Genomic DNA, 25,794 nt, shown 5'->3' with positions numbered 1-25,794 from the left:
CGAGCCGTCGAACCCCGAGGCGCTTTTGCCCCACGTCCGTGAAGTCGTGCGACGGTTGACCGGCGCCGCGGGCTTTCGAACCCGATTTGTTTTTGAAGTCTCCGCCATACTCCCCGCACGCCGTAACACAGTCGAAACAATACTGCTTTGGACTGTATCACACGCGCCGAGCGCGGTCACGGGCGCCTCGCTTAACGGTCGTCGTCCTTCAGCAGGCGCCACAGGGTCGTACGGCTTATCCCTAGCACTTCGGCAGCTCGGGTCCTGTTGCCGTGAAGGTGACCTACGACCAGCCGTGCGATATCGCGCTCGGTATCGGCCAGTGGGCGCAAGATATACAGATCGCTATCGAGCGTCGGGGCACCAAAGGTCGCGGTCTTGATAACGTCCTCCTGAGCGAGCACCTCCTCCGCCACCGCCCGCTCGGCCGTACCCATCCTCACTAATATATAAAGTCGTTCCGAAACCTCACGAAGCTGTAGATAGTTACGGGGCCATCGATAGGCATCGAGTGTCTTTGCCGCCCCGGACGACAAGGCAGGTGTTGCCGTCTCAAACATATCTGCCAGATACTCCAGATAGCGCGCAACCTTTTCCGACGCGCCGCCCTGCTCGGCAATCGCCGGCGCCACACTCACTGCACAGGCCAGACGCTCGGTTACAAAAGCAGCCTGATCGCTTTCGCCGCCGCCTGGCATGTCGTTTGCCGTCAACACCACATGGCAACGAGTTGCGAGCGCCGTGTCGATCATTGCGGACACGAGCTCGCGCAGGCGTTGGGGGCCAACGGCATGCCAGCCGCCCATGCAAAGTGTCAGCCCCTTTTGGAATAGCGGCGATTCGGAACTTTTGAGCAGATGGCGCCAACCGCGATCCGTAAGCTCATCGAGCGCAACGGACACAAAGGGCTGATCGGCATAGGGTCCATCCAGGTACAGGCGTTTTGCAATCTGATCCTGTCCCGCGCCCAGCTCGCCCTCGAGCATAAGGGGCACTCCGCGCGCATAGCTCTCCCGTACGGGGGCAGCGACCGCTGCCGCGTTTTCGACGATGCCGTACGCGCTCGATTCGTAGCGGGCCTCAACTTCGTCGGCGTTGAGCCACTCGATGCCCGCATGCGCCGCGGCGGCGCGCACCTCGCGGACCACGATGACCCAAAGGCCCCCGCCCTCTTTATCGGTGGGGCGAACGGTCAGGCTCAGGCGCGTACCCGCACGCCCCATAACCAGACGCGCGCCGTCTCCTATGCGGTCGAGGCGCTCAGCGACAAAAGCCGCCACATCCCGCTCAAGCGCCGCGTCATTCATGGTCGAGATCGCGACGTCCCCACGCGCATCGATTGCCAATGCCGAGGCCCCGGCAGCAGCTAGGGCATCGGTCAAGATGTTCAGCTTGGCATCGCTATCCATGATTTGCCCCTGTCCGCGGCGACGTGCAACCGCCGACGGTCGCACGACCGAGTGTTTCAAAATTGAACGATATTGCTCACCAAACACTATAGGGCAGAAAGCGCCGTCCTGCGAGTATAGGTGTTGCCCCGCATCGCCATCCTGGCGGGGCGATAAGAGCTCTTCGGGATCTATTAACCTGCGGACAAGCCATACCCGCAAGAGCTCCTATCGCTCCACCGCGAGGATGCGGCCACCAGCAACCAGCACGTAAATGGGCTACTTCTCTACCAGATTCCCAGCACGTGCTGCATTCCCAAACCCATGCACGCAATGCCAATCCAGCAGCAAAAGCCCAATGCGATGGGCTTGCCGCCTTTTTTGACCAGCTCGACGATATCGGTATTAAAGCCAATAGCCGCCATGGCCATCACGATAAAGAACTTCGACAGATCCTTGATGGGCGCCGTAACGGACGCGGGAAGCTGAAACACTGTGGTGACCACACTCGCCAGCACAAAGAACAGCACAAACATGGGAAACGCGCGCTTAAGGGAAAACGTGCTTTTGGCGTCGCCGCCGGCCTTGCGCGCCAGATGCATCTGCCAGCATGCGAGGACCAACGTGATGGGAATAATGGCCAGCGTCCTGGTGAGCTTGACTACCGTAGCGCTCTCGAGCACATTGGCGCCGGGATGCATACTGTCCCAGGCGCTCGCCGCAGCCGTTACAGACGAGGTGTCGTTGATAGCGGTACCGGCAAACAGGCCAAAGCCCTCGTTGGTTAGCCCAAGCATGCCTCCAAGCGTTGGAAACACGAGCGCCGCGATAACGTTAAACAGGAAGATGACCGAAATAGCCTGGGCAATCTCGCGATCGTCGGCATCGATGACGGGCGCGGTCGCGGCGATGGCGGAACCGCCGCAAATCGACGAACCCACACCCACAAGCGTCGCGATCTTGCCCGGCACGTTCATAACGCGGCAGAGCACAAAGGCGATGATGAGCGAGGTCAAGATCGTAGCCACGATAATCGGCAACGACTGGGCGCCTTTGGACAGAATCTGCGAGAGGTTCATGCCAAAGCCAAGCAGGATAACCGCGTACTGCAAGACTTTTTTAGACGTATAGGTGACGCCGGCGGCGAGCTGTTCGCGACGATTCTTGGGAAAGACGAGCGCCAGAACCATGCCAAAGAGGATGGCAAATACCGGCCCACCGACCACCTCAATCTGTTTGCCGAGCAACGACGCAGGGATGGCGATGATCAGGCAGAACAAGACGCCCTTCCAGCGCTCGCGTACGATATTTACCAGTTGCATATGGGATTCCTTCTTTCTATTTCACGTTTGCGACGGCTTATGATACGGCAACATTGAGCACAGCCATGCGCAAAAACAGACTAAGATGCCGCAATAGTTCTCGGGCAACAACCGAATTACTCACCGCGGAGAGCTGATTCGCGGCATAATTAACAACTGACATATGAGTGTGATAGAACAGTTGCGAGGCGCTATGGAAGAATCGATGCACGTCGGCGAGCAGGAAACGAGCCTACAGGACCAGTCCTACCACACCATTCGACGCAAAATAGTCTACCTGGACTACAAGCCGGGCGAAAAGCTGGGCGTCAAGCAGCTTTGTGACGACCTGGATATGGGGCGCACCCCTGTGCGCGAGGCACTGGTGCGTCTGGCGCAAGAGGGCCTAGTGCGCACCGTGCCCCAAAGCGGCACCTATGTCTCGCCCATCAACCTCACCCTTGCCGAGAGTGCCTGCTACATTCGCGAACACCTGGAAAAGCAGGTGATTGTGGAGTGCTGCGCCCGTGCCACCTCGGTAGGCATCGAGCAGCTCGACCGAGCCATCGCGCTGCAGGAAAAAGCCATGGCCGAAGAGGACCGCATCGGCTTCTTTTTAAGCGACAACCTCATGCACCGCATGATCTTTAGCATCGCGTGCCGCAGCACCGTGTGGTCGTGGCTCGAGGCGACCAATGCCGACCTGGAGCGCTTCCGCTGGCTGCGCGCCGCTACGCAGGCGCTCGACAATCAGGAGATTGTTAACGAGCACAAGCAAATCCGCCGCGCCATCGCCGGTCGCGATCCTATCGAGGCAAGCTTTTTGGTCAGCAAGCACCTGCATATGATGTTCCGCAACCAGACCGAGGTCCTGGACCAATATCCCGAGTACTTCGAGACCAGCAAGCTCCGCTAACCTGCCAAAAAGGGACAGGTTTATTTTGGCAGGTTTTATCTGCGCAAATGCAACAAGGCCCGGCTCCGCTGCAACGAAGCCGGGCCTTAGTTGTTAGGACGTAGGAACTCGATTACTCTACTGTGACACTCTTGGCCAGGTTGCGGGGCTGGTCAACGTCGCAACCGCGCAGGATGGCAACCTCGCGGGCGAGCAGCTGCAGCGGAACGCTCGCCGTGATGGGGCTGAATACGTCGCGGACGGCCGGCACGCGAATGACGCAGTCGGCGATCTTGTTGATTTCCTCGTCGCCCTCGGTAGCAACGACGATGACCTTGGCGCCGCGCGCCTTGCACTCCATGAGGTTCGACACCGTCTTGTCGTATGTTGCGCTTTTGGTTGCAACCGCGATAACGGGGAAACCCGGGTCGATCAGCGCGATAGGGCCGTGCTTCATCTCGCCGGCAGCATATGCCTCGGCATGCAGGTAGCTGACTTCCTTGAGCTTGAGCGCGCCCTCGTAGGAAATGGCGGCGCCCATGCCGCGACCCACGAACAGTGCAGACTGCGCGTCCTTGCAGACAAGCGCGGCCTCGTGCACGGCCTCGGTCTGCGTATCCAGGATCCACTGGATCTGCTCGGCCGTATCGGAAAGCTCGCGGAACAGCATGCGCGCCTGCTTGGTGGTCAGACGGTACTTAACCTGCGCCAGCAGCAGGGCCAAAAGCGTAAGGCTCACGACCTGACCGATGAAGCTCTTGGTCGAGGCAACTGCAATCTCCTTGTTGGCCTTGGTGTAGATAACGCCGTCGCTCTCGCGCGCCACCGGGCTGCCCAGCACGTTGGTGATGCCAAAGACCTTGGCGCCCTTGATGCGTGCATCGCGAATGGCTGCAAGGGTGTCGGCCGTCTCGCCCGACTGGGACACGGCCACGACAAGCGTCGTCGGCGTGATGATGGGGTTGCGATAGCGGAACTCGCTTGCCGCCTCGACCTCGGTAGGAATACGAGCCCAACCCTCAATAAGGTTCTTGGCGATAAGTCCGGCATGGTAGCTGGTGCCGCAGGCAATCACATACACGCGGTCGATATCGTTGAGCTCCTCGAGCGAAAGGCCCAGCTCGTCGATATCGAGCTCACCGGCGGGGGTCATGCGGCCCACCAGGGTATCACGCACGACGCGAGGCTGCTCATGGATCTCCTTAAGCATAAAGTCGGGATAACCGCCCTTTTCGGCCATATCCAGGTCCCAGTCGATATGGGTAAGCTTGGGCTCAATCACGTTGCCAGCCTCGTCGGTATACTCGACGCCTGCGGGCGTAAGCTTGGCAAACTGACCGTCTTCGAGCACCACGACATCGCGGGTGGCATCGATAAGCGCGATCACGTCGGAGGCAACGTAGGAGCCGGTCTCGCCGACACCGACCACAATCGGGGAGTCCTTGCGGGCCACGGCGATCACGCCGGGCTCATCGGCAGAAACGGCGGCCAAACCATAGGCGCCCACCACGTGGGTGCAGGCCTCGCGCACAGAAGCCATCAGGTCGTGTGTCTCGGCATAGGCCTCTTCGATCAAGTGCGCAAAGACCTCGGTGTCGGTCTCGCTCTTAAAGTGATGGCCGCGGCCCTCCAGCTCCTCACGCAGCTCGGCGAAGTTCTCGATGATGCCGTTGTGGACGATGGCGATGCGACCGTCGCAGCTGGTGTGGGGATGGGCGTTGACAACGGAGGGCTTGCCGTGGGTAGCCCAGCGGGTGTGGCCGATGCCGCAGGTGGCGTCGCTGTCGACATTGGTAAGTTCGCTCTCCAGGCCCGCGACCTTGCCCACGCGGCGAATGACGTCGAGGTGAGCCGCCGTGCCCTCGCCCACCTCGAGTGCGACGCCCGAGGAGTCATAGCCGCGATATTCCATACGCTTAAGGCCCGTGACAAGGATGTTCTTTGCAATATCAGAGCCGGTGTAGCCGACAATTCCGCACATAGGATAAATCCCTTCGCTCGCGTGACTGCAAAACGTCCACGCACAAGGGGCGCTGAGACGTATAACGTTCGAGTATTGTACTCACGCAAGCGCAAGCTGATATACCAGAAGTGGTATCTCAACTTAGATACCACCCGATGCACACACGTTCAGCCGGTCCAAACCACCACAAAGGTGCCTGTCCCCTTCGTGGTGGTCGCGTTGGCAATAGCGTTTCCCCAGATAAAACCTGCCAAAATAAACCTGTCCCTAATTGGCAGGTTTTGACACCCTAGGGACGGGCGATGCTACAATCTGGCTTGTACTTGAAACGCATCAAAGGGGCCGCTATGGCAAAGGTAAAAATCAGCGACGTCGCGCGCGAGGCAGGGGTCTCGCTGGGCACGGTTTCCAACGCGCTCAACCATCCCGAAAAGCTGCGCCCCGAGACCCTCAAACTCATCAACGAGACCATCAATCGCCTTGGCTACCTGCCCAACCAAAGCGCCCGCCAGCTCGCAGGAGGCACCACCAAGTCCTTTGGCCTGGTCCTCCCCCGTCTCGACCACGGCTTCTCGCTCCAAATTGCCAGCGGCGCCCATAACGAGGCCCGCAAGCACGGTTACGACCTGCTCATCGCCAACGCCGATAACGACGATATTCTCGAAGACCATTACCTGCGCTACTTTATGGGCACACAGATGTCCGGCGTCATGGTTCAGCCCATGGCATCCCCCGATTGGCACCCCGCCATGACCAAGATGCCCGTGCCGATTGTCCACCTGGACATCCACTGTTCCGAGCCCGGTTACTACGTGGCCGCCGATAACGAGGCACAGGGGCGCATTATCGCCGAGCTCGCCATTGCCCGCGGCGCACGCCATATCACCGTTGTGGGCAGAGCAGCATTTATGCAGCTCACCCTGCGCGTGCTTGGCATTCACAAGGTCCTCGCCCTTCATCCCGACATCAAAATTGAGGTCATTGACGCCGGAGAATGGAATACCGCTGCCGACGGTTACGGCATCGGCGCCCAGATTGCCGAGCGCTCTGCTGACGAGCGTCCGGATTTTGTCATCGGCCTAACCGACGTATTGGCCTCGGGTGTTATCTCAGCGTTGATCGACAAAGGCATCTCCGTCCCCAAGCAAGTTCGCGTGGCCGGCTGCGACGGTAACCCGCTTGCATGGAGCGGGTCGGTCCCTCTCACCACAGTGGCGCCGCCGGGTTACGAAATTGGCCGCAAGGGCGTGCAGCTGCTCGTGGAGCAAATCGAGAACAAGGCGCCGACAAAAACCAAACGCGTCCGTATCGGCTCCGCCGCACGCACCGTCACCGAGGTCACAGCCGCCGAGGACATCAACCGTCAGGAACTCGTGCGGCCGTTCCTCTTAGAGCGCGCCAGTACCCAGGCAAGCAGCCAAGCCGAAGCCACCGCCATCAACCTCGGCGCGTATCTATAGCACGTCGGCCAATATGACAAACGCCGCTTAAGCAAAAGAGGCCCGGCCATTGCCGGACCCCTTATGCTTAAGCGTAAATGTGGGCAATTGCCCGTTTCAACGCCGCAATTGTCTAACGCACGGCCTTGACGACTGCCGCCGCCAGGTCGAACAACGTGTCGAGCACGGCCTCACAGCCATCCACCACGTCCTGCGGCAGCGGAACAATGTCAGGAACGGCAAAGACATGGCAGCCGGCCGTGATGCCAGAGACGCAGCCGTTGCGCGAATCCTCGACCACGGCGCATTCCTCGGGGGCAAAGCCCGCGCGCTCGCAGGCAAGCAGATACATCTCGGGGTCGGGCTTGCCGTGCACGACGTCCTCGCCGCAGGTCACCGTCTCAAACTTGTCAAAGAGGCCGACCGTCTTAAGATTGCGCTCGGCCGCGACGCGGCGTGACGACGTCGCAAGGCCCACGTGATAGCCCGCAGCCAGCAGCTCGTCTAGGCACTCAGCGGCGCCGGCCTTAAGCTCCAGGTCGGTCTTGACCATCTCGTCGCGAATCTCCTTGTGGCGATGATAGATCGCCTCAGCGGTTTCTCCGCTGCCGTAACGCGCCTCAAGGATGTCCATGACATCGGGCAGCGTGCGGCCGATAAACTGATGGATCAGCGCATCATCAATCGCGAGCCCCAGCTCGGCGGCGCCTGCCTTCCAGGCCTTAATCCCCAAACGCTCGGTATCGACCAACGTTCCGTCCATGTCAAAAATTACAGTCTTGATCATATCGGTCCCCTCACCGGATTGCATTACGGCCACTCTAGCGCACTTTACAAACTTGTATATAACGTATATAGCATATTGCACTATCGTTACATAGGCAGAAGTCATATGACGAGCAGTCCGATAGGATTATAGTTTTCGACCGAGTACTCAATGGTAAGGATTGTTTTATGCTTTCAGACACTATCGCACCTGCAAAGGAGCTTCAGGACAAACTCGCGGCGCTCGAACAGCTGCTTTTGGCATACGGACGCGTCGCCATCGGCTTTTCCGGTGGCGTCGACAGCAGCTTTTTGGCCGCGGTCTGCGCCCGCATCATGCCTGCCAGCACGCTTCTCGTTCACCTCACCACGCCGCTCATCGGCACGCCCGAACAGACCTCGTTTGAGCGATCCGTTGAAAGGCAAACCAATGAGGGACCGCATTTTAAGCTCCCCGTGCTCAATCTTTCGGTCGATCAGCTGCAGCTCCCCCAAGTAGCCTGCAACGACGCCAACCGTTGCTACCACTGCAAGCACGCCGGCTTTACCGCCATCGTCAACCACGCTAAGTCGCTCGGCTTTCCCACCGTCATCGATGGCAGCAATGCAAGCGATCGCGGTGACTACCGTCCCGGCATGCGCGCTGCCAAAGAACTCGGCGTACGCTCCCCTCTTATGGAGGTCGGCTTTACCAAGGACGAAGAGCGCGAGCTGCTGCGCGCATGGGGCTATCCCGTTTGGAACCTGCCGGCGGGAGCCTGTCTTGCCACGCGCGTCCCCACGGGCGAGAAACTTACGCGCGAAAAGGTCGATTTAATCCGCGCCTGCGAGGACTACCTGCACGATCTTGGTCTGTCGCAGGTTCGCGCGCGCTTGGTCGGCGGCTGCATGCATATCGAAGCCGCTCACGCAGATATCACCAAGATTGCCGCCCTCGGCGGTGCTACCGTCAATGCCGAGGGCAAGACCCCGCTGCCCGCCGCCATCGAGTCCGCGCTGCGCGAGCTGGGCTGCGCCCACATCTCCCCCGAAGTCACCCCCTACATCCACGGCAATATGAACCAGTAACCTGCCAAAAAGGGACAGGTTTATTTTGGCAGGTTTTATCTGGGGAAACGCCGAATAGCCCCACATTCACAACCGCCGCAGCTCCATATGAGGCAAATGAATCCGTAGCGTTTGTCCCAAATCTTAAGTATTTGTTCGACAGAACGGCCCCTGCCGGCTCCTGCTAGACTGGTAGACTCCCAACCGTCCGTCCAGGAGTCACCATGTCGCGCAAGTCCGCCTACAAGCAAGCACTTTCTATCGGCACCGCTGTGGTGCTGGGGTTTGCGCTGTTTACGGGATCGCTCGACGGGGCGCCCAGACTGCTCTCGCCGCAAAGTGATGAACAGGCGGCGGCTCTGGCCGAGAAGCAAGACGAGAGTCCCAGCCGCACCGACGACGAGGCAGACCTGGTTGCCCGACTCGAATCGGGAACGGCAAACTCCACAGACTCCCAAAACAGCCCGAACTCTAGCGACAAGCCACATTCCGCCGCACCCGACACCGGTGATGACGTTTCCGCGGACAGCGCCGCCACCCCCATCGACGAGGTCGAAAACCCCAATCTCGACCGCGCCCGCGGCGTATACCTCAGCAGCATTCCCGACTACGCGGGCAACCCCTATGTTGCCCTGCGAGCCGACAGCACGCACCCGTTGGGCACACCATCATTCACGCTCGATGAATACGAGCGCGCTACAGAAGAAGGTTGCTTTAAGAAGTTCTCCAAGCTCGACAGCCTGGGCCGCACCCGCAAAGCGCTCGCTTGCGTGGGCCCCGAATCGCTCGGTCAAGGCGAGCGCGGCGATATCTCGCGTATCCATCCCGCCGGATGGCGCCAGCAGCGCTACGACTTTATTCCGGGCCAGAGCCTCTACAACCGCTGTCACCTCATCGCCTGGTCGCTCTGCGGCGAAAACGCCAACCGCAAGAATCTCCTCACCGGCACGCGTTATCTCAACGAAACGGGCATGCTGCCATTTGAGGAGCAGATTCTCGGCTACATCCGCGAGACGGGCAACCATGTGCTCTACCGTGTCACGCCCATGTACAACGAAGAGGAACTCGTCTGCCGTGGCGTGCGTCTTGAGGCACAATCGGTCGAGGACCACGGCAAGGCCCTCTGCTTCCACGTATATTGCTACAACCTGCAGCCGCATGTGCAGATCGACTACGCTACCGGCCGCAATCAGGCCTCGGGAGACTAGGGCCGGCCAAGCTGCCCCAAAACCTAAATGGACCGTTTTCCTCCATCCCCCAGGGATCAAAAAGGGCCGCCTGGATTGCCCAGAGCGGCCCTTGCATCGGCATGTATGTTACAGACAACGCCCAACGCTACTTGGCACGGCCCTCCTCATAGCGCTCGACCAGCTTGGCCTGAACGTCATAAGGCACCTGCTCATAGCCCGCAGGCTTCATGGTAAAGTCGCCCGTGCCGCGCGTGATGGAGCGCAGACGCGTCGAGTAATCCGTCAGCTCGGCGAGAGGCGCCTGAGCGATGACCACGGTGTCTCCGCGCTCATCGGTCTCCATACCCGTCACGCGACCGCGCGATGCCGAGATGTCGCCCATCACGGCGCCGGCGTAGCTCTCGGGAATAGTCACCGTGATTTCCTCGATGGGCTCCAGCACCACCGGGTCGGCGTCGGCGCATGCCTTGCGCAGGCCGATGCGAGCCGCCGCGCGGAACGCCATCTCGTTGGAGTCGACGCTGTGATACGAGCCATCGTACACAGCCACGCGAATGCCCGTAAGCGGGTAGCCGGCAATGATGCCGTCCTTCATGGTCTCCTGAACGCCCTTGTCCACGGCGGGAATGAGCGAGCGCGGAATGCGGCCGCCTACGACCTCGTCCACAAACTCATAGCCGTCGCTCGTACCGTCGGGCCCAATGAGCGGCTCTACGCGCAGCCAGCAGTCACCATACTGGCCGGCGCCGCCGGTCTGCTTCTTGTGGCGGCCCTGGGCAGTTGCCGTGCGGCGAATGGTCTCGCGATATGGGATGCGAATCGGCACGCTCTTGGCCGCGACCTTGGTACGGTCCTCAAGACGATTGAGCAGGACCGAAACCTGCGCCTCGCCCACCGCCGAAATGATGGTCTGGCCGGTCTCCTCGTCACGGTCGATGCTCATGGTCGGATCGGCCTTGCATGCCTTCTCGATAAACGTGTAGAGCTTCTCTTCGTCGCCGCGATTCTCGGCCTCGATGGCGATGCGGTACTGCGAGTTGGGGAACTTAAACGCCGCAGCCTCGACCTTGCCGGTAATCGAGAGCGTATCGCCCGTCTCGGCCGCCAGCTTGGGCGCCACGATGATATCGCCGGCATAGGCGTGACCGACCTCAGTCATGTCGCGGCCGCACATCACATACAGGTGAGCCAGACGATCGCTCTTGCGGGTGCGCGCGTTGATCAGCTCAAGGCCCGGCTCAAGCGTGCCCGTCAGCACCTTGATGAAGCTGATGCGACCCTGCTGAGGATCGGCCAGGGTCTTAAACACAAACGCCACCGGGCGGTCATCGTCGCTCGAGATCTTGAGCGAATCACCGTCGATGAGCGGCATTTCACCATAGTCGGTCGGCGCCGGGAAGTACGTGGCGATGTCGTCCATCAGCGAGTTGACGCCCTGCTCCTTAATGCAATCGCCCGCAAAGACCGGCACAAAGATGCGCTCGGCGATCGCCTTCGACAGCAGGCCTTCAAGCTCCTCCTGCGTCAGCGTCTCCTCGCCTTCCAAGTACTTCATCATCAGTTCGTCGTCAGCCTCGGACACCAGCTCACACAGATGGTCATGGGCCTCCTCGGCCTGGGCACGATACTCCTCGGGAATCTCCGACTCAACGGCTTCGGCGCCGTTGCAATGGCGCGCCTTCATGCGCACCAGGTCGATGATACCGTCAAAGTCCTCGCCCTCGCCCCAGGGAAGGGTCACGGCGCCCAGGCGCGTGCCAAAGCGCTCCTGCAGCAGGTCCATCGTGGTCGCAAAGCTGGCCTCGGAGCGCGACAGGCGGTTTACGAACACCGCACGCGCCAGACGCAGGTCCTCGGCGGCATACCAGAGCTTAACCGTCGTAGGCTGCGGGCCGGCCTCGGCGTCGACCACAAACAGAGCCGTCTCGCAGACGCTCATCGCGGCAAAGGCGTCGCCGATAAAATCGGGGTAGCACGGGGCATCGAGCACATTGATGCGCGCACCCTTCCAGTCGATCGGCGCAATGGTCGTCGAGATGGAAAACGCACGCTTGACCTCTTCGGGGTCATAGTCGAGCGTGGGCTTGGTGCCGTCGTGGCCGCCCAGGCGGGCGGTCTTGCCGGAAAGGTGGAGCATGGCCTCGGCGAGTGAAGTCTTGCCCACCCCACCTTGGCCTACGAGCACCACGTTCCTTACGTTACCGGTCTTGGGAGCACCCATGATGACCTCCTTGCAGGGCTGCGCGCAATGCGCGACGCCAACGGGGAGAGTTCGCGGTCGATGCCGTCCCGGGAGCAGCATGGTCGGCAGCCGATCCGGCTCACCCTCCAAATGTCCTATGCCACCACCCTACCCTCGCGGGCGACTGTCCATGCACACCTTTCGGCGCACGTATGAATACGGGCGGCGAGAGGAGGGGGCAAACGCCTGAGGCGGTTATTAAGCCCCATCGGCGCAAATAAAAACCGCCGCAGGCCATAAGACCTGCAGCGGTTTCGCCTCAATGTCAACTTGAGCCTAACCCTCGATACGGCTCAGGAACTCGCGCGTGCGCCGTTCGCGCGGATGGCCGATAACCTGCTCGGCAGGACCCTCCTCTACAATGCGACCGCCGTCCATAAAGACCACGCGATCGGCAACATCGCGCGCAAACTGCATCGCATGGGTCACGATCACCATCGTCATATTCTGCGCGGCAAGGTCTTTAATGACGCGCAGCACCTCGGCCGTTAGCTCGGGATCGAGTGCCGAGGTCGGCTCATCGAAGAACAAGATCTCTGGATCGAGCGCCAAGGCGCGCGCAATACTCACACGTTGCTGCTGACCACCCGAAAGCTCGCATGGCACCTTGTTCTCGTTGCCCGTAAGCCCCATCTGCGCGATCAACTCACGCGCACGTGCTTCGACCTGCTCGCGCGGGCGCTTGAGCACGCGGATCGGAGCGTCGGTAATGTTTTTCATCACGGTATAGTGCGGGAACAAATTGTAGTTCTGAAACACCAGGCCAAAGCGCGAGCGCGCCTGCTTGGGCACATCGCCTTTCGCATACACCGTGCCCGATCCCGCATCCGTCGCAACGGCTAGATCACCAAACGAAAGCGAGCCGCCGTCAAGCGTCTCGAGCAGCGTGGCGCAGCGCAACAGCGTTGACTTACCGCCGCCCGAAGGTCCGATAATCGCCACGACCTCGCCGCGCTTTACCTCGAGCGAGATATCCTTGAGCACCTCATTGCCACCAAACGCCTTGCGCGCGCTCGTTATATTCATTACCGTTCCGGACACGGGAACCTCCATGTGTTTGAAAAGCACGACGGAACAGGCTAGTCGTGGTAGTAGTCAAGTCGCTTTTCGGCGGCGCCCAGCAGCATCTCGACCACAAAGTTAAAGACCCAGTAGATCAGTGCCGCAATCGCAAACGGCACCATGCTCACTTGAGAGGCAACCAGTGCCTTGGCCGTCGAGAACATCTCCCCCACGCCGATGGCAAACGCCAGCGACGTGTCCTTGACCAGTGTGATGATCTCGTTGCCCATCGCCGGCAAAATGCGCTTGGCGACCTGCGGCATCACAATGTACAAAAACGTCTGCAGGCGTGAGTAACCCAGCACCTCGGCGGCCTCATATTGACCACGCGGGATAGACTGCAAACCCGAGCGATAGATCTCGGCAAAGTAGCCGGCATAGTTGATGATGAATGCCACAACGCACGCTGTCCACTTGGAATCGGGCGTGAGCGAAATACCAAAGACATAATACGGAGCAAAGTAGATGGCAAACATCTGCAGCATGAGCGGCGTACCGCGCATGACCGAAATGTAGATGCGCGCAATCCAACGCAGCGGCGCGATTCTGCTCATACGCATAAACGCCACGGGAATTCCCAAGGGAATCGAGCCCAACAGCGTGAGCACAAACAACTGCAAACTGACCAAGAAACCCTGGCCAAGCATCTGCATCATGACCTGAATAGACAACCCAAGCTCTCTTTCACAGCAACAGAACAGCAGGTGTTAATTGAAATAGGCACAGTGCCCAAGATTGCGAGCGACAAGCCCGACGAAGCGTACTTTGGTACGCGAGGAGGGTTGGAGCCGCAAGGTTGGGTGCTGTGGCTATTTCAAAACCCAGTTGTCGAAGGATAGACCGTAGCTCGCATACTTGTCGCACAGGTCCTTGACTGTACCGTCCTCATAGAGCGCCTTGAGCGACTCGGTCACGGCGTCGGCCGACTTGGTGTCGCCCTTTTTAAAGCCAACGGCGTAGTGCTCGCTGGACAGCGGCTTGTCAAGTTGCGTATAGGCATCGGGCTTGGCGGCAAGCTGATACTGGGCGATCGAAAGGTCGCAAGCCACCGCATCGACCGCGCCGCTCTCGAGCTGCATAAAAGCCGTGTTGTACTCGCCGATGGTATCGAGCGTGGCAAACGTCGCCGCCAGATCCTTCTGGTCACCTTCTAGCACATCCTGTGCGGCAGAATCGGTCTGGGTAATCACGGTCTTGCCGGCAAGGTCGTCCCAACTCTTGATGCCCGCATCCTTCTTGACCACCAGCACCTGCTCATTGAGCATGTACGGCTCGGAGAACGTGTAGTCGTCCTCGCGGCCCTCCATGGTAAAGCCGTTCCAGATGCAGTTGATGGCGCCCGAGTTGAGCAGCGTATCCTTGGCGTCCCAGTCGATGGCCTCGTACTTGACCTCCCAGCCCTGCTTATCGGCAACTGCCTTGGCCAAATCGAGATCAAAGCCGGTGTACTCGCCATCGTCGCCCACAAAGCCATACGGAGGATAGGACTTGTCAAAGCCCACCACGAGCTTCTTAGACTCCACAACGCCCTTGGCGTCCTTTGCCGCGGCAGAGCCGGCAGTGGAACCCTTGTCGGCACCACCGCCGCAGCCGACAAGACCAAGGCCAAGCACCGTGGCGAGCGAGCCGGCTAGACCAACAAACTGACGACGAGACATATCGGTATTCATGGTATTCCCCCTTGATGGCACTTTAGCTAAGTAAAGTGAGTCATGTAACGTTCAGAATCATACACTTTACCTTGATAGAGTACAAGGGAGAAGTTGCCCGGCGCGGGCGGGGAGCGGCGCGTAATTAAGTTTCCTGCTCTACAGTCCTGCGCAAGACGGAAAGCACATTAAGTGCTTTCCTTTGCGTGCGGAACTCGCGATAAACTTAATTACGCGCCGCTCCCCGCCCGCGCCGGGCAAACGTCGTTGGACTTATCACTAACGTGAAGTGGACGCTTGTATATCGTCTGCTAGCTTGGCACGGTACAATGCTTTCAGATTTCAATTTATAAATTAGTGGGGTTACTTCATGGCAGAATCTCGTGCGGAGCGTAAGGCTCGTCGTGCTTTGATCGAGGCGGCTGAGGGGTCGGAGGAGAAAAAATCTTCCAAGAAATCCAAGTCGTCTCAGGATGCGAAGGGCAGGCAAGCCAATGGCAAGGCTAAGGCCAAGCGCCCCAGCTTTTGTCGGGGCGAGGATAAGGCGCCTCAAGCTCGTTCCAAGCGCTCGCATAATGAGTCGTCCCGGTCCGCTCATAAGGCCGTTGATCCCAAGTCGCCCTGTTCCATCATGAAAGCTTGCGGTGGATGCACGGCGCTCAACAGGCCTTATAAGAAGCAGCTGGCGGCCAAGCAGGCTGCCATGGAAGAACTTTTTGCTGCTCTTTGCGAGCGTGAGGGCATAGCCGTCGACCCCATTCGCGGTATGGACGTTACCCTGGGCGACCCGGGCAAATATCCTGCGCCGCGTGGCTTTCGCCATAAGGCCGCCACTCCCTTTGCCCCCGGCAAAGGCGGCGCTGTCCGCTGCGGCTTTTTTGAGCGCGGCACGCACAGAATCGTCGCTGTTCCCGAATGCCCCGTCGAGGCACCGGGAGCCCGTCAGATTCTTAACGGCATTGCGCGTGAGGCCGAGCGCCTGCACATTCCCGCCTTTAACGAGGACAAGCATCTGGGCCTGCTTCGCTATGCCGTCGTTCGCTGCGGCTGGCGCACCGACCAGATCATGATCACCCTCGTTACCGCCCAGCGCGACCTGCCGCATGCGCAGGAATTCTTTGAGGCCATCGCCGCACTCGATCCGCGTATCGTCACCGTCGCCCAAAACATCAACGGACGCCCTGGCAACGCCATCCTGGGTGAGGAAACCCATATCGTGTATGGCGCTGAATGCATGCGCGACCAGCTACTCGGCTGCGAGTTTGATATCTCCCCCACCGCGTTCTACCAGACCAACCCGCAGCAGACCGAGCTGCTCTACCAGCTCGCTATCGACGGTATGGATCTGCACCAGGGCGATGTTCTCATGGATGCCTACTGCGGCAGCGGCACCATCGGTCTTTGCGCAGCTAAAGAAGCTCAGAACAAGGGCATCGGTATCATGTTACTTGGCGTGGAGCGCAACCCGGCGGGCATTGCCGACGCACGCCGCAACGCCGAGCTCAACGGTCTTACCCGCAGCGCCTGGTTTATGGCCGACGATGCCACCGACTACATCCTAGATGCCGCCGACAACAACGAGCGCGTCACCGTCCTTTCCATCGATCCGCCGCGTGCCGGCTCTACCCCCGAGTTCCTCGAAGCCGCCTGCGCGCTTAGACCTCGCCGCATCACCTATATCAGCTGCAACCCTGTGACCCAAGAGCGTGACCTGCACCAGCTCCTCGACGGTGGCTATCGCCTGCTCAAGATCACGCCCGTCGACATGTTCCCCCATACCGACCACACCGAAACTGTAGCGGTCCTCGAGCGCCGCTAATCCACCGGTACAAGAAGGGGGCGACCCGTCTGGGCCGCCCCCTTACTTGGTTTATGAACTCCGCTACATCCTCTTGCGCAGGTCACACACGCCGGCTGCCGCCATCTCGCGCAGTAGCGTCTCGCGGTCGCGTGTCACGATCAAATCCAGCGGAAAGTGAATCTCGTCGAGCATCTTGCGCGCTTGGTCGAGCTTACCAATTGCCATACCAATGTGCGCATCGGTCGAGACGCCAATTCCCACGCCCAGCTCGGCGCACCGCTCGGCAATCTTGCGGCACACGTCCCAATGCTCGGCATCCGCGCCATGCTCAAGACTGTGATTGTTGATCTCGATGATCTTGTGCTTAGCCTTAGCAGCAAGCAACACCTCGTCGATATCGAACGGCACGCCCGATCGACCCGTATGCCCCAGCATAAACACCTTGGGGTGCTCCAGAGCATTGATATACATCTCGGTCGTCTGGGCCAGCGTCGCGCCTTCAGCGAACTGCGGATTATGCACGCTTGCAACCAAATAATCCAAATTACGCGTAACCCGATCGAACAGCGAATGCTGACGGCTGTACGAATCGCCGGCAATATCGAGCGTGACAGGAGTGTCCTCGCCAAACAGGCTTCCGTCCAGCGAAACGATATCGGCCTCGGCGCCACGCAGCACCAACACGCCGCTCCAAATGCGCGGCCATATATCCTGGTTGATAAAGAACTGGTAACTGCGCAGGTCATTGGGGCAAGCCGTAACCATAGAGCTCAGATGGTCGGCAGATCCAAGAACCTGCAGGCCACGCTCTGCCGCCCAGTACACATTCTCCTCAATGGTCGAATATGCATGCGCAGAGAACATCGTATGGGTATGAATGTCACAGGAAAGCAGGTAGGGCATCAGGTCTCCTTATCTGGTATGGCCGTCGCGTATATTCATTGTACGCATAGCCTTCGATAGTCGTAAAACCGCTCCATCCCAAAGACACAACGTCCATGACAACGGGGTCCGGTTTAACACCAAACCCCGTTTCACGTAAAACATTGTAGGCAGAGCGCTCTGCTTTTAACGATACTCGTCCGCCAACTGTTTCCAAGCGGGTAGCGAATTGATAATCGTTTCGTAACTCACGCAATAACCCAAGCGGAACCAACCCGGCATGCCAAAGCTATCCGAAGGCACCGCGAGCAACTCGTACTTCTTTGCACGCTCGCAAAAAGCGTTTGCGTCGGGCTCGAGCGCCTTCACCCACAGATAGAAAGCGCCGTCCGGCTCAACGTAGGTGTAGCCGTACTCCGCCAATGCGTCGGTGAGCGCCGTTCGGTTGCGAGCATAGGCTTCGACATCACTCGGCTCATCGATGCAGTCGATAATCACGCGCTGGAAGAGCGCCGGTGCGCACACAAAACCCAGTGTACGGGCGGCACCGGCGACGGCCGGCATAAGGCGAGCAGCCTGCGGATTGGTGTTGGGAACCAAGATCCAGCCCACACGCTCACCCGGCAGCGACAGCGACTTGGAATACGAATAGCACACGACGGTGTTCTCGTAGATTGAGGGTACCCAGGGTACCTCGGCACCGTACACGATCTCGCGGTACGGCTCATCCGAGATGAGCATAATCGGATTCTCGGGATCACGCTTGGCATTGACCTCGCGCAGAATATTGGCCAGTCGCGTCAGCGTGTCACGCGTATATACGGCACCGGTCGGGTTGTTGGGCGAGTCGATAATGACGGCCGCCGTCTTATCAGTAATCGCCTTGAGCACGTTGCCCACACTCAGCTGGAACGTGTCTTCATCGGCGGGTGCCTCGACACACGTACAGCCGGCCTTCTCAATCCACACGCGATACTCCGGAAAGTACGGGGCGATAACAATGACCTCGTCACCGGGATTGGTAACAGCGTTGAGCGTGCAGGTGAGCGAAGCCGCCGCACCCACGGTCATAAAGACATCTTTACCCTCATAGCTCGTGCCAAAACGACGGTTGAGCGACTCGGCCACAGCGACACGACATTGCGGCAGGCCTGGTGCGGGCGTGTATCCGTGCAGTTGGTCGCTCGGCAGCTCCAAGGCCTTTTTGATGGACTCCGCCACGGCAGCGGGCGCCGGAACACTCGGGTTGCCCAGCGAAAAATCGAATACGTTCTCCGCACCGATCTGTGCCTTGCGTTCAAGTCCATAGCTAAAGATCTCGCGGATGATAGAGCTTTCCGCGCCGCGAGCAAACATGGTTTCGTTGATCATCTGTTCCCCTTTCGCATAGGCGGTATTGTACGCTTTAGTCAAGCAAAGTACCGCAGCAATGTTAATTGGGGACAGACTTAAATGCGTGAAAACGCTCATTTAAGTCTGTCCCCAATCAACAGATGGCCCCATATCGCTCAAAAGAAAAAGCCTCCGCAGGTTTCCCCGCGGAGGCTCTCGCGACAAAGACTACTCGTCGGCCTCGGTGTCGCCATCGGCCTTTTTTGTGTCAGCAGCCTCGACATCGTCAGCGCTATCGGATGCGACTTCGGCATCTTCCTGCATGGCCGCCTGCGCAAAAGCTGCGGCATCAGCTGCCAGCTCCTCCTCGCTCATACGAGGCATGCGCTTTTTGGTCGGCACGCCGCCCGCCTTGGCGTTGCGCTCCTCCTTGGCTGCCAGAATGTCGCCCTCGCGCTCAAGGTAGGCATCCCAGTCGTTGTCAAGCAGGGCGTTCACGGCGTCGCCTTCGACGGTCTCGCGCTCAAGCAGCACCTTCGCCATCAGATCGAGCTGATCGCGACGGGCATCCAAAATCTCAACAGCACGGCGATGGGCCTCACGCATGATGCGCTGAACCTCGATATCGATGCGGCGCGCCGTCTCCTCGGAGTAATCCTGGTGATCGGCATAATCGCGACCAAGGAACACCTGATGCTGCGCCTCGCCAAACACTTGCGTGCCCAGCTCCTCGCTCATGCCAAAACGCGTAACCATCTCGCGCGCCATCTTGGTCGCGCGCTCCAGATCGTTGCTCGCGCCCGATGTAATGTCATCGCACATGAGCTCCTCGGCAACGCGACCGCCCAAGAACACGGCAAGCTCGTCGAGCATCTCGTTCTTGGTCTTGAGGAAGTGATCCTCCTGCGGAAGCTGCAGCGTATAGCCCAGAGCCTGACCGCGGCTGACAATCGAAATCTTGTGAACCGGATCGGAGTGCTCCAGGATGTGACCCACCAGAGCATGACCGCTCTCGTGGTAGGCAATCGTGGTGCGCTCGGCTTCGGTCATCACGCGCCCCTTGCGCTGCGGTCCTGCAATCACGCGCTCCATCGATTCTTCGACCTCGTCCATCGAGATCACGGAGCGATGACGGCGAGCGGCAAGCAGCGCGGACTCGTTGAGCAGGTTTGCCAGGTCGGCACCGGTAAAGCCAACGGTCATCTGGGCGAGCTTCTCAAACTTAACGTCCTCATCCATTGGCTTGTTCTCGGCATGCACGCGCAAGATCTGCTCGCGCCCCTTCACATCCGGGCGGTCGACCGTAACCTGGCGGTCAAAACGACCGGGGCGCAGCAATGCCGGATCCAGAATATCGGGGCGGTTGGTCGCGGCGATCAGGATGACCGATTCGCTTTCCTCAAAACCGTCCATTTCGACCAGCAGCTGGTTGAGCGTCTGCTCGCGCTCGTCGTGACCGCCGCCCAGACCGGCTCCGCGCTGACGTCCCACGGCATCGATCTCGTCAATGAAGATGATCGACGGAGCCTGAGACTTGGCCTCCTTAAAGAGGTCGCGCACGCGGCTGGCGCCGACGCCCACGAACATCTCGACAAAGTCAGAGCCCGAGATGCTAAAGAACGGGACACCGGCCTCTCCGGCAACGGCCTTGGCCAGTAACGTCTTACCGGTACCCGGAGGGCCCACCAGCAAAACGCCGCGCGGGATCTTGGCACCCAGCTTGCGATAACGGTCCGGATCGCTCAAGAAATCGCGAATCTCTTCGAGCTCCTCAACAGCCTCGTCCACGCCGGCAACGTCTTCGAACTTGACCTTGGGACGCGTAGCCTCGTTGGTCTTGGCGTTGGTCTTGCCAAACTGCATGTTCCTATTATTGGCGCCCATCATCTGGCGCATAAAGTAGAACATGATGGCGATCAGGGCAATCGTCGGCAGTACGCTCATCGCCAAGTCGCCCCAAAAATCGGGGTCGTTGGTGTTGACGATGTACTTAGTGTCGGGATGCTCCGCCATGAGCTCGGCAAGCGAATCGGAGCCGACATAGGTCGAGGAAAAGCTCTTGAGCTCACTCGTGTCGCCCTTGTCCTTTTTCGCCTTCCAGTAATGACCCGTCACACTTCCGTCCTGAACCGTATAGGTCAGATCTTCGACGCGATCCTGCTTGATGGCGCTCACCATCTCGCTCGTCGCGAGCTTAACGGTATTGCTGGAGCTGGCAAAGCCGGAACCCATATTAAAGAAGGCATAGCCCAGAAGTGCGCAAGCCAAAAGAAAATACAGCCAGCCCGTACGTGTGGGTTTCTTGCCTCCGGGCATCCCCGGAATCTTAGGGTCCCGGGGTGTCTGGGAATTGTAGTCGTTACGGTCGTCGGGCATCTTACGAATAAACCTCCGGTTTCAAAATGCCCAGATACGGAAGGTTGCGATAGCGCTCGGCATAGTCGAGGCCGTAGCCCACCACAAAGGCATCGGGGCAATGGGTTCCAACATACTTGGGCGTAATGGCCGAGATGCGGTCCTCAACGTCCTTCCACAGGAAGGCGGCGACCTCCAGAGAAGCGGGCTTGCGGCTCTCAAGGTTCTTCATCAGATACTTGAGCGTCAGGCCCGAGTCCAGAATGTCTTCAACGATCAGCACGTCACGACCGCGGATATCGATATCAAGGTCTTTGATGATACGCACGATGCCCGAGGACTTCACACCGTCGCCATAGCTCGAAACGGCCATGAAATCGATATTGGTCGGCAGCTCGATCTTGCGCATCAGGTCGCCCATAAAGACCACAGCGCCGCGCAAGACCGCAATCAGCACCAGATCCTTACCCGCGTAGTCGCGCGTAATCTCCTCGCCCAGGCGAGAGACGATACCGTCGATATCCTCCTGCGTAAACAGAACCTTCTCGATATCCGGATGTTGAGAAGCCATGACAACCCTTTCTTGTGCTTAATCGCCCACACACCGCCGTATGGACGCGAACTACACATTCTAGCAGCGCACGGGGTATATTTTCCAGCCCGTGCACCATCAGCGCGGGAATACCGTCAACGCCGCACAGAAAAACTGGTGCGAGGGGCTAATCCGCGTCAACCACGCGAAGCAGATAGGCCACACGCGTCGCCGCCGTGCACTTAAAGCGTTCGTCCGCGCGAACTCCGGCGACCCACACCACGACACCCCCCGGTGCCGTCCTTACCATGGGCACGCCGGTGCGCTCGGAAACGGGAATACGGGCCTCGCACAACAAGTCGGATACCTTCTTGCTTCGGCCACTCATGCCTAACGGGCACATCACGTCTCCCGGTGCGGGACCGTCCACCCACAGGCGCGCCAATCGCCCCTCGGCAGGAACCTCGCCGCGCGAGCCCGCCAAGATCCGCTCGCTATCGCTGTTGGCAAAACCCAGGGCAGCCGCGTCCACCAAAGCTGCCACTTCCCCAGCAGCCGCAAGCTCACGGGCGCGGCGCACGATATCGCATCCCGGCTCAACGGCTATCGCTTCTGTGACCAGCATACGTCCCCCGCCCAACGACATACGGCCGGGTATGGTAATCCAGTCCGCAACCAAGCCCTCACGAGCCGCCGGTGCCTTAAACGCCAGCATGCCAAACTCAACACGTGCGTCAATCCCCGCCGGAAGCGTAACCGAACCCGCACCCTCGGCAACACAGGAGAGGACTCGCTCCACATGGCGCATCTCTGGGCGAGCGTCCGGATCGATGCGTTTAATCGCCAGTCGCACGATGCGCCGCGCGATTACCACCTCGGCCGCAGCAAGGCGTCTGGCATCAAGCACCAGCGCGCCCGCTGCCTCTTTGCGCAGGCAGCTTCGAAACGCCTGTGCCGACAACTGGGATAGAAACGCATCCTCATCACCCAAGATCTCACAGGCGGCACCAATCGTCTTGCACACGCTCGCATTACGCTGCGCCAGCACTGGCATTACCCGGTGGCGAACGTAGTTTCGCAGATACGAGATATCTTCGTTGGTCTCGTCCTCGCGCCACGGCTGACCATGCACCTGCAGATAGCCCACAAGCTCGCCATGAGTTAGGTCGAGCAAGGGGCGTACCACAATATTCCTTCGGCGGGGAATGCTCGAGAGCCCAGCAGGGCCCGACCCCTTAATGGCGTTCATCAAAAATGTTTCCGCGCGGTCTGAAGAGGTATGGGCAGTACAGATGCGCGCCGCCGTTCTCGGCGCCCCCATCTTGGCACAAAGCTCGCGAACATACCTTCGCGCCGCGGCATAACGCACCTCGCGCGCAGCCGCCTCGATATTGCCCGACTCCCCATCAAAATAGGCGTGCTCCACGCACAGCGGCAAGCCATATTGTGCGCAGAGCTCGCGCACAAAGGCCTCGTCGCCGTCGGACGCCTTGCCTCGCAGGTGATGGTTTACATGAAGCACATGTAGGCGCTCGCGAGCAATGGGGGCAACGCCGCGTCCATCTTGGATATCCAGCTTTGATGTGCACGCCATAAGAAGCAGTGCCGTCGAGTCCGCACCGCCTGATACCATGAGCACCACAGGAGCAGCCTGCCGCCTCGTCCGGGTCTCATCGACTGCCCCGGGTACGGCATGGTGTCCGTAATGCTGTGATACCGTTGGCATTCGCTTCCTCCTCTATTCGTCAGCACTCATTGTATCCTTTGGAATCTTATGTCTCGCCTGCACCTTCATATCCTCGGCAGCGGCTCTAAAGGCAACTGCGCACTCATCGAGGGCCCGCAGGGGCTCATCATGGTCGATGACGGACTGTCCCGCCGCGAAACGCTCAAACGCATGGCTGAGCTCGGCCTTTCGGCAGACGACGTGTCCGCCCTTGTTGTCACCCATGAGCACAGCGACCACATTAAGGGGCTTGAGGTGTGGTGTAAACATTGGAACGGACCGGTCTTTTCCAGCAGAGGCACGCTCGCATCAAAGGAAAGCCTCGCACATCTGTCTGTTGAGGAATTCGACCCAGGTGACGCCCTCTCTATTGCCGGGGTCCACATTCAAACGTATTCGACATCGCACGACGTCGTCAATCCTGTCGGCTACCGTTTTGATGCCCAGGGTGATTCGGTTGGCTTTGCCACCGACACCGGCGAGTTGTCGAAGCATGGCATCGATACGCTCAAGGACTGTCGCATTCTCGCGCTTGAAAGCAACCACGATGTAGCCATGCTGCGTCAAGGAGACTATCCTCGCTTTCTTCAGGAGCGCATCCTGTCTGCAAAAGGGCATCTCTCCAACGATCAGGCCGCCGATGCCGCACGCGCGCTGGTAACCGATCGCACCGAGCAGCTTATCGCGATGCACATTAGCCAAGACAACAATCGCCCAAGCCTTACCGTCAAAAGCTACGCAAGCTCACTTGGGGCAACACTCGACAACGAGCTTGGTAGCACCGCCACCCGCGTTGAGGGGCCACATAAACTCACAATACGTCCCGCCGGGCAATATCGGCCCATGACCATTCAGTAGGCCGTCTCAAATATTCAGTAGGCCGTCTCAAATATTCAGTAGGCCGTCTCAAATATTCAGTAGGCTGTCTCAAATAGAAAAGGGGGCCGGGAATCGCTTCCCAGCCCCCTTAGCTCAGGCACCGATGTTAATGGCCGATAACGTTAGTCGATGAAAATCTTCGTAACGTTCTTCTTCTCGACAATCTTAGGAACCGTAACGGTAAGGATGCCGTCAGCATACTTTGCAGAAAGGCCCTCGCTCGAAGCATCCTTCAGGTACACACCGCGCGTCGCGCTGTAAGAGCAAAACTCCTTCTGCAAGTAGTTCTTGTCCTTGTTCTCTTCGCTCTCCTCAACATTCACGCTAATGGAAAGACGACCCTCATTGAGCTCAACGTCGATGTCGTCCTTTGCAACGCCGGTCAAATAGGCCTTAACCTCGTAACCGTCGCCCTTGTCCTCAACATCAACGGGAAACGCCTTGGAGGCGATCGAGTTGTTTGCCAGATCGGTCATATCATCAAACAGATCGAACAACGAGCTAGCAGAGGGACGAACACCAAAAACCGAACGATAAGGAACCATGCTTGCCATGACTACCACTCCTTTAAGGGACTGCCGAGCCATCTTCTAGGTGGCAGGGACTTCTTTTGACGCTTTAATATATGCCCATCCATTTCTTATATATACATTTTGATATAAAGTTTTTTGAGTCTCTATCTATAAGCATATCTAAGTCTATGTGACTAAGGTTTAAGGAGGTCAAGGTTCTTTGAACCGTGCCTTAAATACCAAATGTGCCCTAGCTAAACAAAGCTGGGGCTTACAATGAGCGTATACACAATATTAATGACAACCTAAGGGCATCATGGACGATCAAGCCTCCGACAATTCGTATGATCAGATGCAGAACGATAAATCAACCTATCCGCAGACCATACGCTACCATCGTCCCCATATTTCCCAAGAGCCTATTGACGATACAGAGCCTGAATATGTAACTCGCAATCGTTATCAAACCCTTGAAGAATCTCAATCAGGTCGCAAACACATGGGCGTCGCACCGAGCGAATCGGCGTATCTCAAAGATGCCCCCTTATCCAAAAACAGCGCATGCAACCAGGAGCAGGCCCGAACACCCGCTAAGCAACAACGAAGAGAGCCTCGCCCTAAGCAGACCCTAACGCATTCTGCCCGCTATTTAGAGACGCCGAAGCAAGGAAAATCGATATTTATATCGTCTAACAGACGACGCAAACAGCACCGGCTCCAAATCGCGCTCTTGATCATTGCCATCGCGGCAATCGCGCTGGTCATTCGTTTTATTTTCTTCAAATAGAAAAGACAATTAAGCCGCAGGGGCTGTAAGTTTACAACGCCCAAACG

Annotated in this window: 21 protein-coding genes; 7 read left to right on the top strand and 14 right to left on the bottom strand. The window is 58.8% G+C overall.

Annotation, left to right across the window (positions count from 1 at the left end):
* Positions 1-191: 191 nt before the first annotated feature.
* Positions 192-1,409: a helix-turn-helix domain-containing protein gene (locus ACQQ92_RS07280; RefSeq protein ID WP_427796150.1), complete on the bottom strand. Its 1,218-nt coding sequence runs from the start codon at positions 1,407-1,409 to the stop codon at positions 192-194.
* Between the two features lie 266 nt (positions 1,410-1,675).
* Positions 1,676-2,710 carry a YeiH family protein gene (locus tag ACQQ92_RS07275; RefSeq protein WP_427796149.1) on the bottom strand — a complete coding sequence of 345 codons (1,035 nt, stop codon included), beginning with the start codon at positions 2,708-2,710 and terminating at the stop codon, positions 1,676-1,678.
* A gap of 193 nt (positions 2,711-2,903) precedes the next feature.
* Here ACQQ92_RS07275 and ACQQ92_RS07270 point away from each other — a divergent pair, with 193 nt between their 5' ends.
* A complete protein-coding gene (locus ACQQ92_RS07270) occupies positions 2,904-3,605 on the top strand; it encodes a GntR family transcriptional regulator (protein ID WP_427719781.1) in 702 nt (233 codons plus the stop codon).
* 112 nt (positions 3,606-3,717) lie between these two features.
* Here the strand turns inward: ACQQ92_RS07270 and glmS are convergent, their stop codons facing one another.
* Positions 3,718-5,565: a glutamine--fructose-6-phosphate transaminase (isomerizing) gene (gene glmS, locus ACQQ92_RS07265; RefSeq protein WP_427794357.1), complete on the bottom strand. Its 1,848-nt coding sequence runs from the start codon at positions 5,563-5,565 to the stop codon at positions 3,718-3,720.
* Between the two features lie 329 nt (positions 5,566-5,894).
* On the opposite strand from glmS, the gene ACQQ92_RS07260 reads away from it, so the two are divergent.
* Positions 5,895-7,007: a LacI family DNA-binding transcriptional regulator gene (locus tag ACQQ92_RS07260; protein WP_427794356.1), complete on the top strand. Its 1,113-nt coding sequence runs from the start codon at positions 5,895-5,897 to the stop codon at positions 7,005-7,007.
* A gap of 112 nt (positions 7,008-7,119) precedes the next feature.
* On the opposite strand, the gene ACQQ92_RS07255 is transcribed toward ACQQ92_RS07260, so the two are convergent.
* Positions 7,120-7,773, bottom strand: coding sequence for an HAD family hydrolase (locus ACQQ92_RS07255; protein WP_427796148.1), 654 nt, complete (start codon positions 7,771-7,773; stop codon positions 7,120-7,122).
* A gap of 167 nt (positions 7,774-7,940) precedes the next feature.
* On the opposite strand from ACQQ92_RS07255, the gene ACQQ92_RS07250 reads away from it, so the two are divergent.
* Complete coding sequence (locus ACQQ92_RS07250; protein ID WP_427796147.1) at positions 7,941-8,819, top strand: hypothetical protein; 879 nt, start codon at positions 7,941-7,943, stop codon at positions 8,817-8,819.
* Between the two features lie 203 nt (positions 8,820-9,022).
* Entirely contained in the window at positions 9,023-10,006 is a 984-nt protein-coding gene (locus ACQQ92_RS07245) for a DNA/RNA non-specific endonuclease (RefSeq protein WP_427728804.1), read from the top strand.
* A gap of 127 nt (positions 10,007-10,133) precedes the next feature.
* Here ACQQ92_RS07245 and ACQQ92_RS07240 read toward each other — a convergent pair whose 3' ends face one another.
* The 4 genes from ACQQ92_RS07240 to ACQQ92_RS07225 form a co-directional block, all read right to left on the bottom strand.
* Positions 10,134-12,209 carry an elongation factor G gene (locus tag ACQQ92_RS07240; protein ID WP_154517778.1) on the bottom strand — a complete coding sequence of 692 codons (2,076 nt, stop codon included), beginning with the start codon at positions 12,207-12,209 and terminating at the stop codon, positions 10,134-10,136.
* Between the two features lie 297 nt (positions 12,210-12,506).
* The gene (locus ACQQ92_RS07235) at positions 12,507-13,271 is read right to left on the bottom strand and encodes an amino acid ABC transporter ATP-binding protein (protein ID WP_427719752.1); all 765 of its coding nucleotides are present in this window, start codon (positions 13,269-13,271) and stop codon (positions 12,507-12,509) included.
* A 38-nt stretch (positions 13,272-13,309) separates the two neighbouring features.
* The gene (locus ACQQ92_RS07230) at positions 13,310-13,948 is read right to left on the bottom strand and encodes an amino acid ABC transporter permease (protein ID WP_427796146.1); all 639 of its coding nucleotides are present in this window, start codon (positions 13,946-13,948) and stop codon (positions 13,310-13,312) included.
* A gap of 153 nt (positions 13,949-14,101) precedes the next feature.
* Positions 14,102-14,962: a transporter substrate-binding domain-containing protein gene (locus ACQQ92_RS07225; protein ID WP_427719754.1), complete on the bottom strand. Its 861-nt coding sequence runs from the start codon at positions 14,960-14,962 to the stop codon at positions 14,102-14,104.
* Between the two features lie 349 nt (positions 14,963-15,311).
* On the opposite strand from ACQQ92_RS07225, the gene rlmD reads away from it, so the two are divergent.
* The gene (rlmD, locus tag ACQQ92_RS07220; RefSeq protein ID WP_427748231.1) at positions 15,312-16,760 is read left to right on the top strand and encodes a 23S rRNA (uracil(1939)-C(5))-methyltransferase RlmD; all 1,449 of its coding nucleotides are present in this window, start codon (positions 15,312-15,314) and stop codon (positions 16,758-16,760) included.
* A 63-nt stretch (positions 16,761-16,823) separates the two neighbouring features.
* On the opposite strand, the gene ACQQ92_RS07215 is transcribed toward rlmD, so the two are convergent.
* The 5 genes from ACQQ92_RS07215 to tilS form a co-directional block, all read right to left on the bottom strand.
* Positions 16,824-17,645, bottom strand: coding sequence for a phosphatase (locus tag ACQQ92_RS07215; protein WP_154517764.1), 822 nt, complete (start codon positions 17,643-17,645; stop codon positions 16,824-16,826).
* Positions 17,646-17,810: 165 nt separating this feature from the next.
* Entirely contained in the window at positions 17,811-18,995 is a 1,185-nt protein-coding gene (locus tag ACQQ92_RS07210) for a pyridoxal phosphate-dependent aminotransferase (RefSeq protein ID WP_427748229.1), read from the bottom strand.
* A 189-nt stretch (positions 18,996-19,184) separates the two neighbouring features.
* Positions 19,185-21,332 carry an ATP-dependent zinc metalloprotease FtsH gene (gene ftsH / locus ACQQ92_RS07205; RefSeq protein WP_427748228.1) on the bottom strand — a complete coding sequence of 716 codons (2,148 nt, stop codon included), beginning with the start codon at positions 21,330-21,332 and terminating at the stop codon, positions 19,185-19,187.
* Between the two features lies 1 nt (position 21,333).
* Entirely contained in the window at positions 21,334-21,882 is a 549-nt protein-coding gene (gene hpt, locus ACQQ92_RS07200) for a hypoxanthine phosphoribosyltransferase (RefSeq protein WP_154517754.1), read from the bottom strand.
* A 148-nt stretch (positions 21,883-22,030) separates the two neighbouring features.
* A complete protein-coding gene (tilS, locus tag ACQQ92_RS07195) occupies positions 22,031-23,569 on the bottom strand; it encodes a tRNA lysidine(34) synthetase TilS (protein WP_427748226.1) in 1,539 nt (512 codons plus the stop codon).
* Positions 23,570-23,617: 48 nt separating this feature from the next.
* Between tilS and ACQQ92_RS07190 the strand changes: the two genes are divergently transcribed.
* Positions 23,618-24,427: an MBL fold metallo-hydrolase gene (locus ACQQ92_RS07190; protein WP_427796145.1), complete on the top strand. Its 810-nt coding sequence runs from the start codon at positions 23,618-23,620 to the stop codon at positions 24,425-24,427.
* Positions 24,428-24,570: 143 nt separating this feature from the next.
* On the opposite strand, the gene ACQQ92_RS07185 is transcribed toward ACQQ92_RS07190, so the two are convergent.
* On the bottom strand, positions 24,571-25,002 hold the full coding sequence (locus ACQQ92_RS07185; RefSeq protein ID WP_427728790.1) for an Hsp20 family protein: 432 nt from the start codon (positions 25,000-25,002) through the stop codon (positions 24,571-24,573).
* Between the two features lie 274 nt (positions 25,003-25,276).
* Between ACQQ92_RS07185 and ACQQ92_RS07180 the strand changes: the two genes are divergently transcribed.
* Positions 25,277-25,747, top strand: coding sequence for a hypothetical protein (locus ACQQ92_RS07180; RefSeq protein ID WP_427796144.1), 471 nt, complete (start codon positions 25,277-25,279; stop codon positions 25,745-25,747).
* Positions 25,748-25,794: the final 47 nt, after the last annotated feature.

This window comes from Collinsella sp. SGI.241 (genome assembly GCF_050312955.1).
Lineage (GTDB): Bacteria > Actinomycetota > Coriobacteriia > Coriobacteriales > Coriobacteriaceae > Collinsella.
This window is presented reverse-complemented; position numbering and strand designations above follow the sequence as displayed.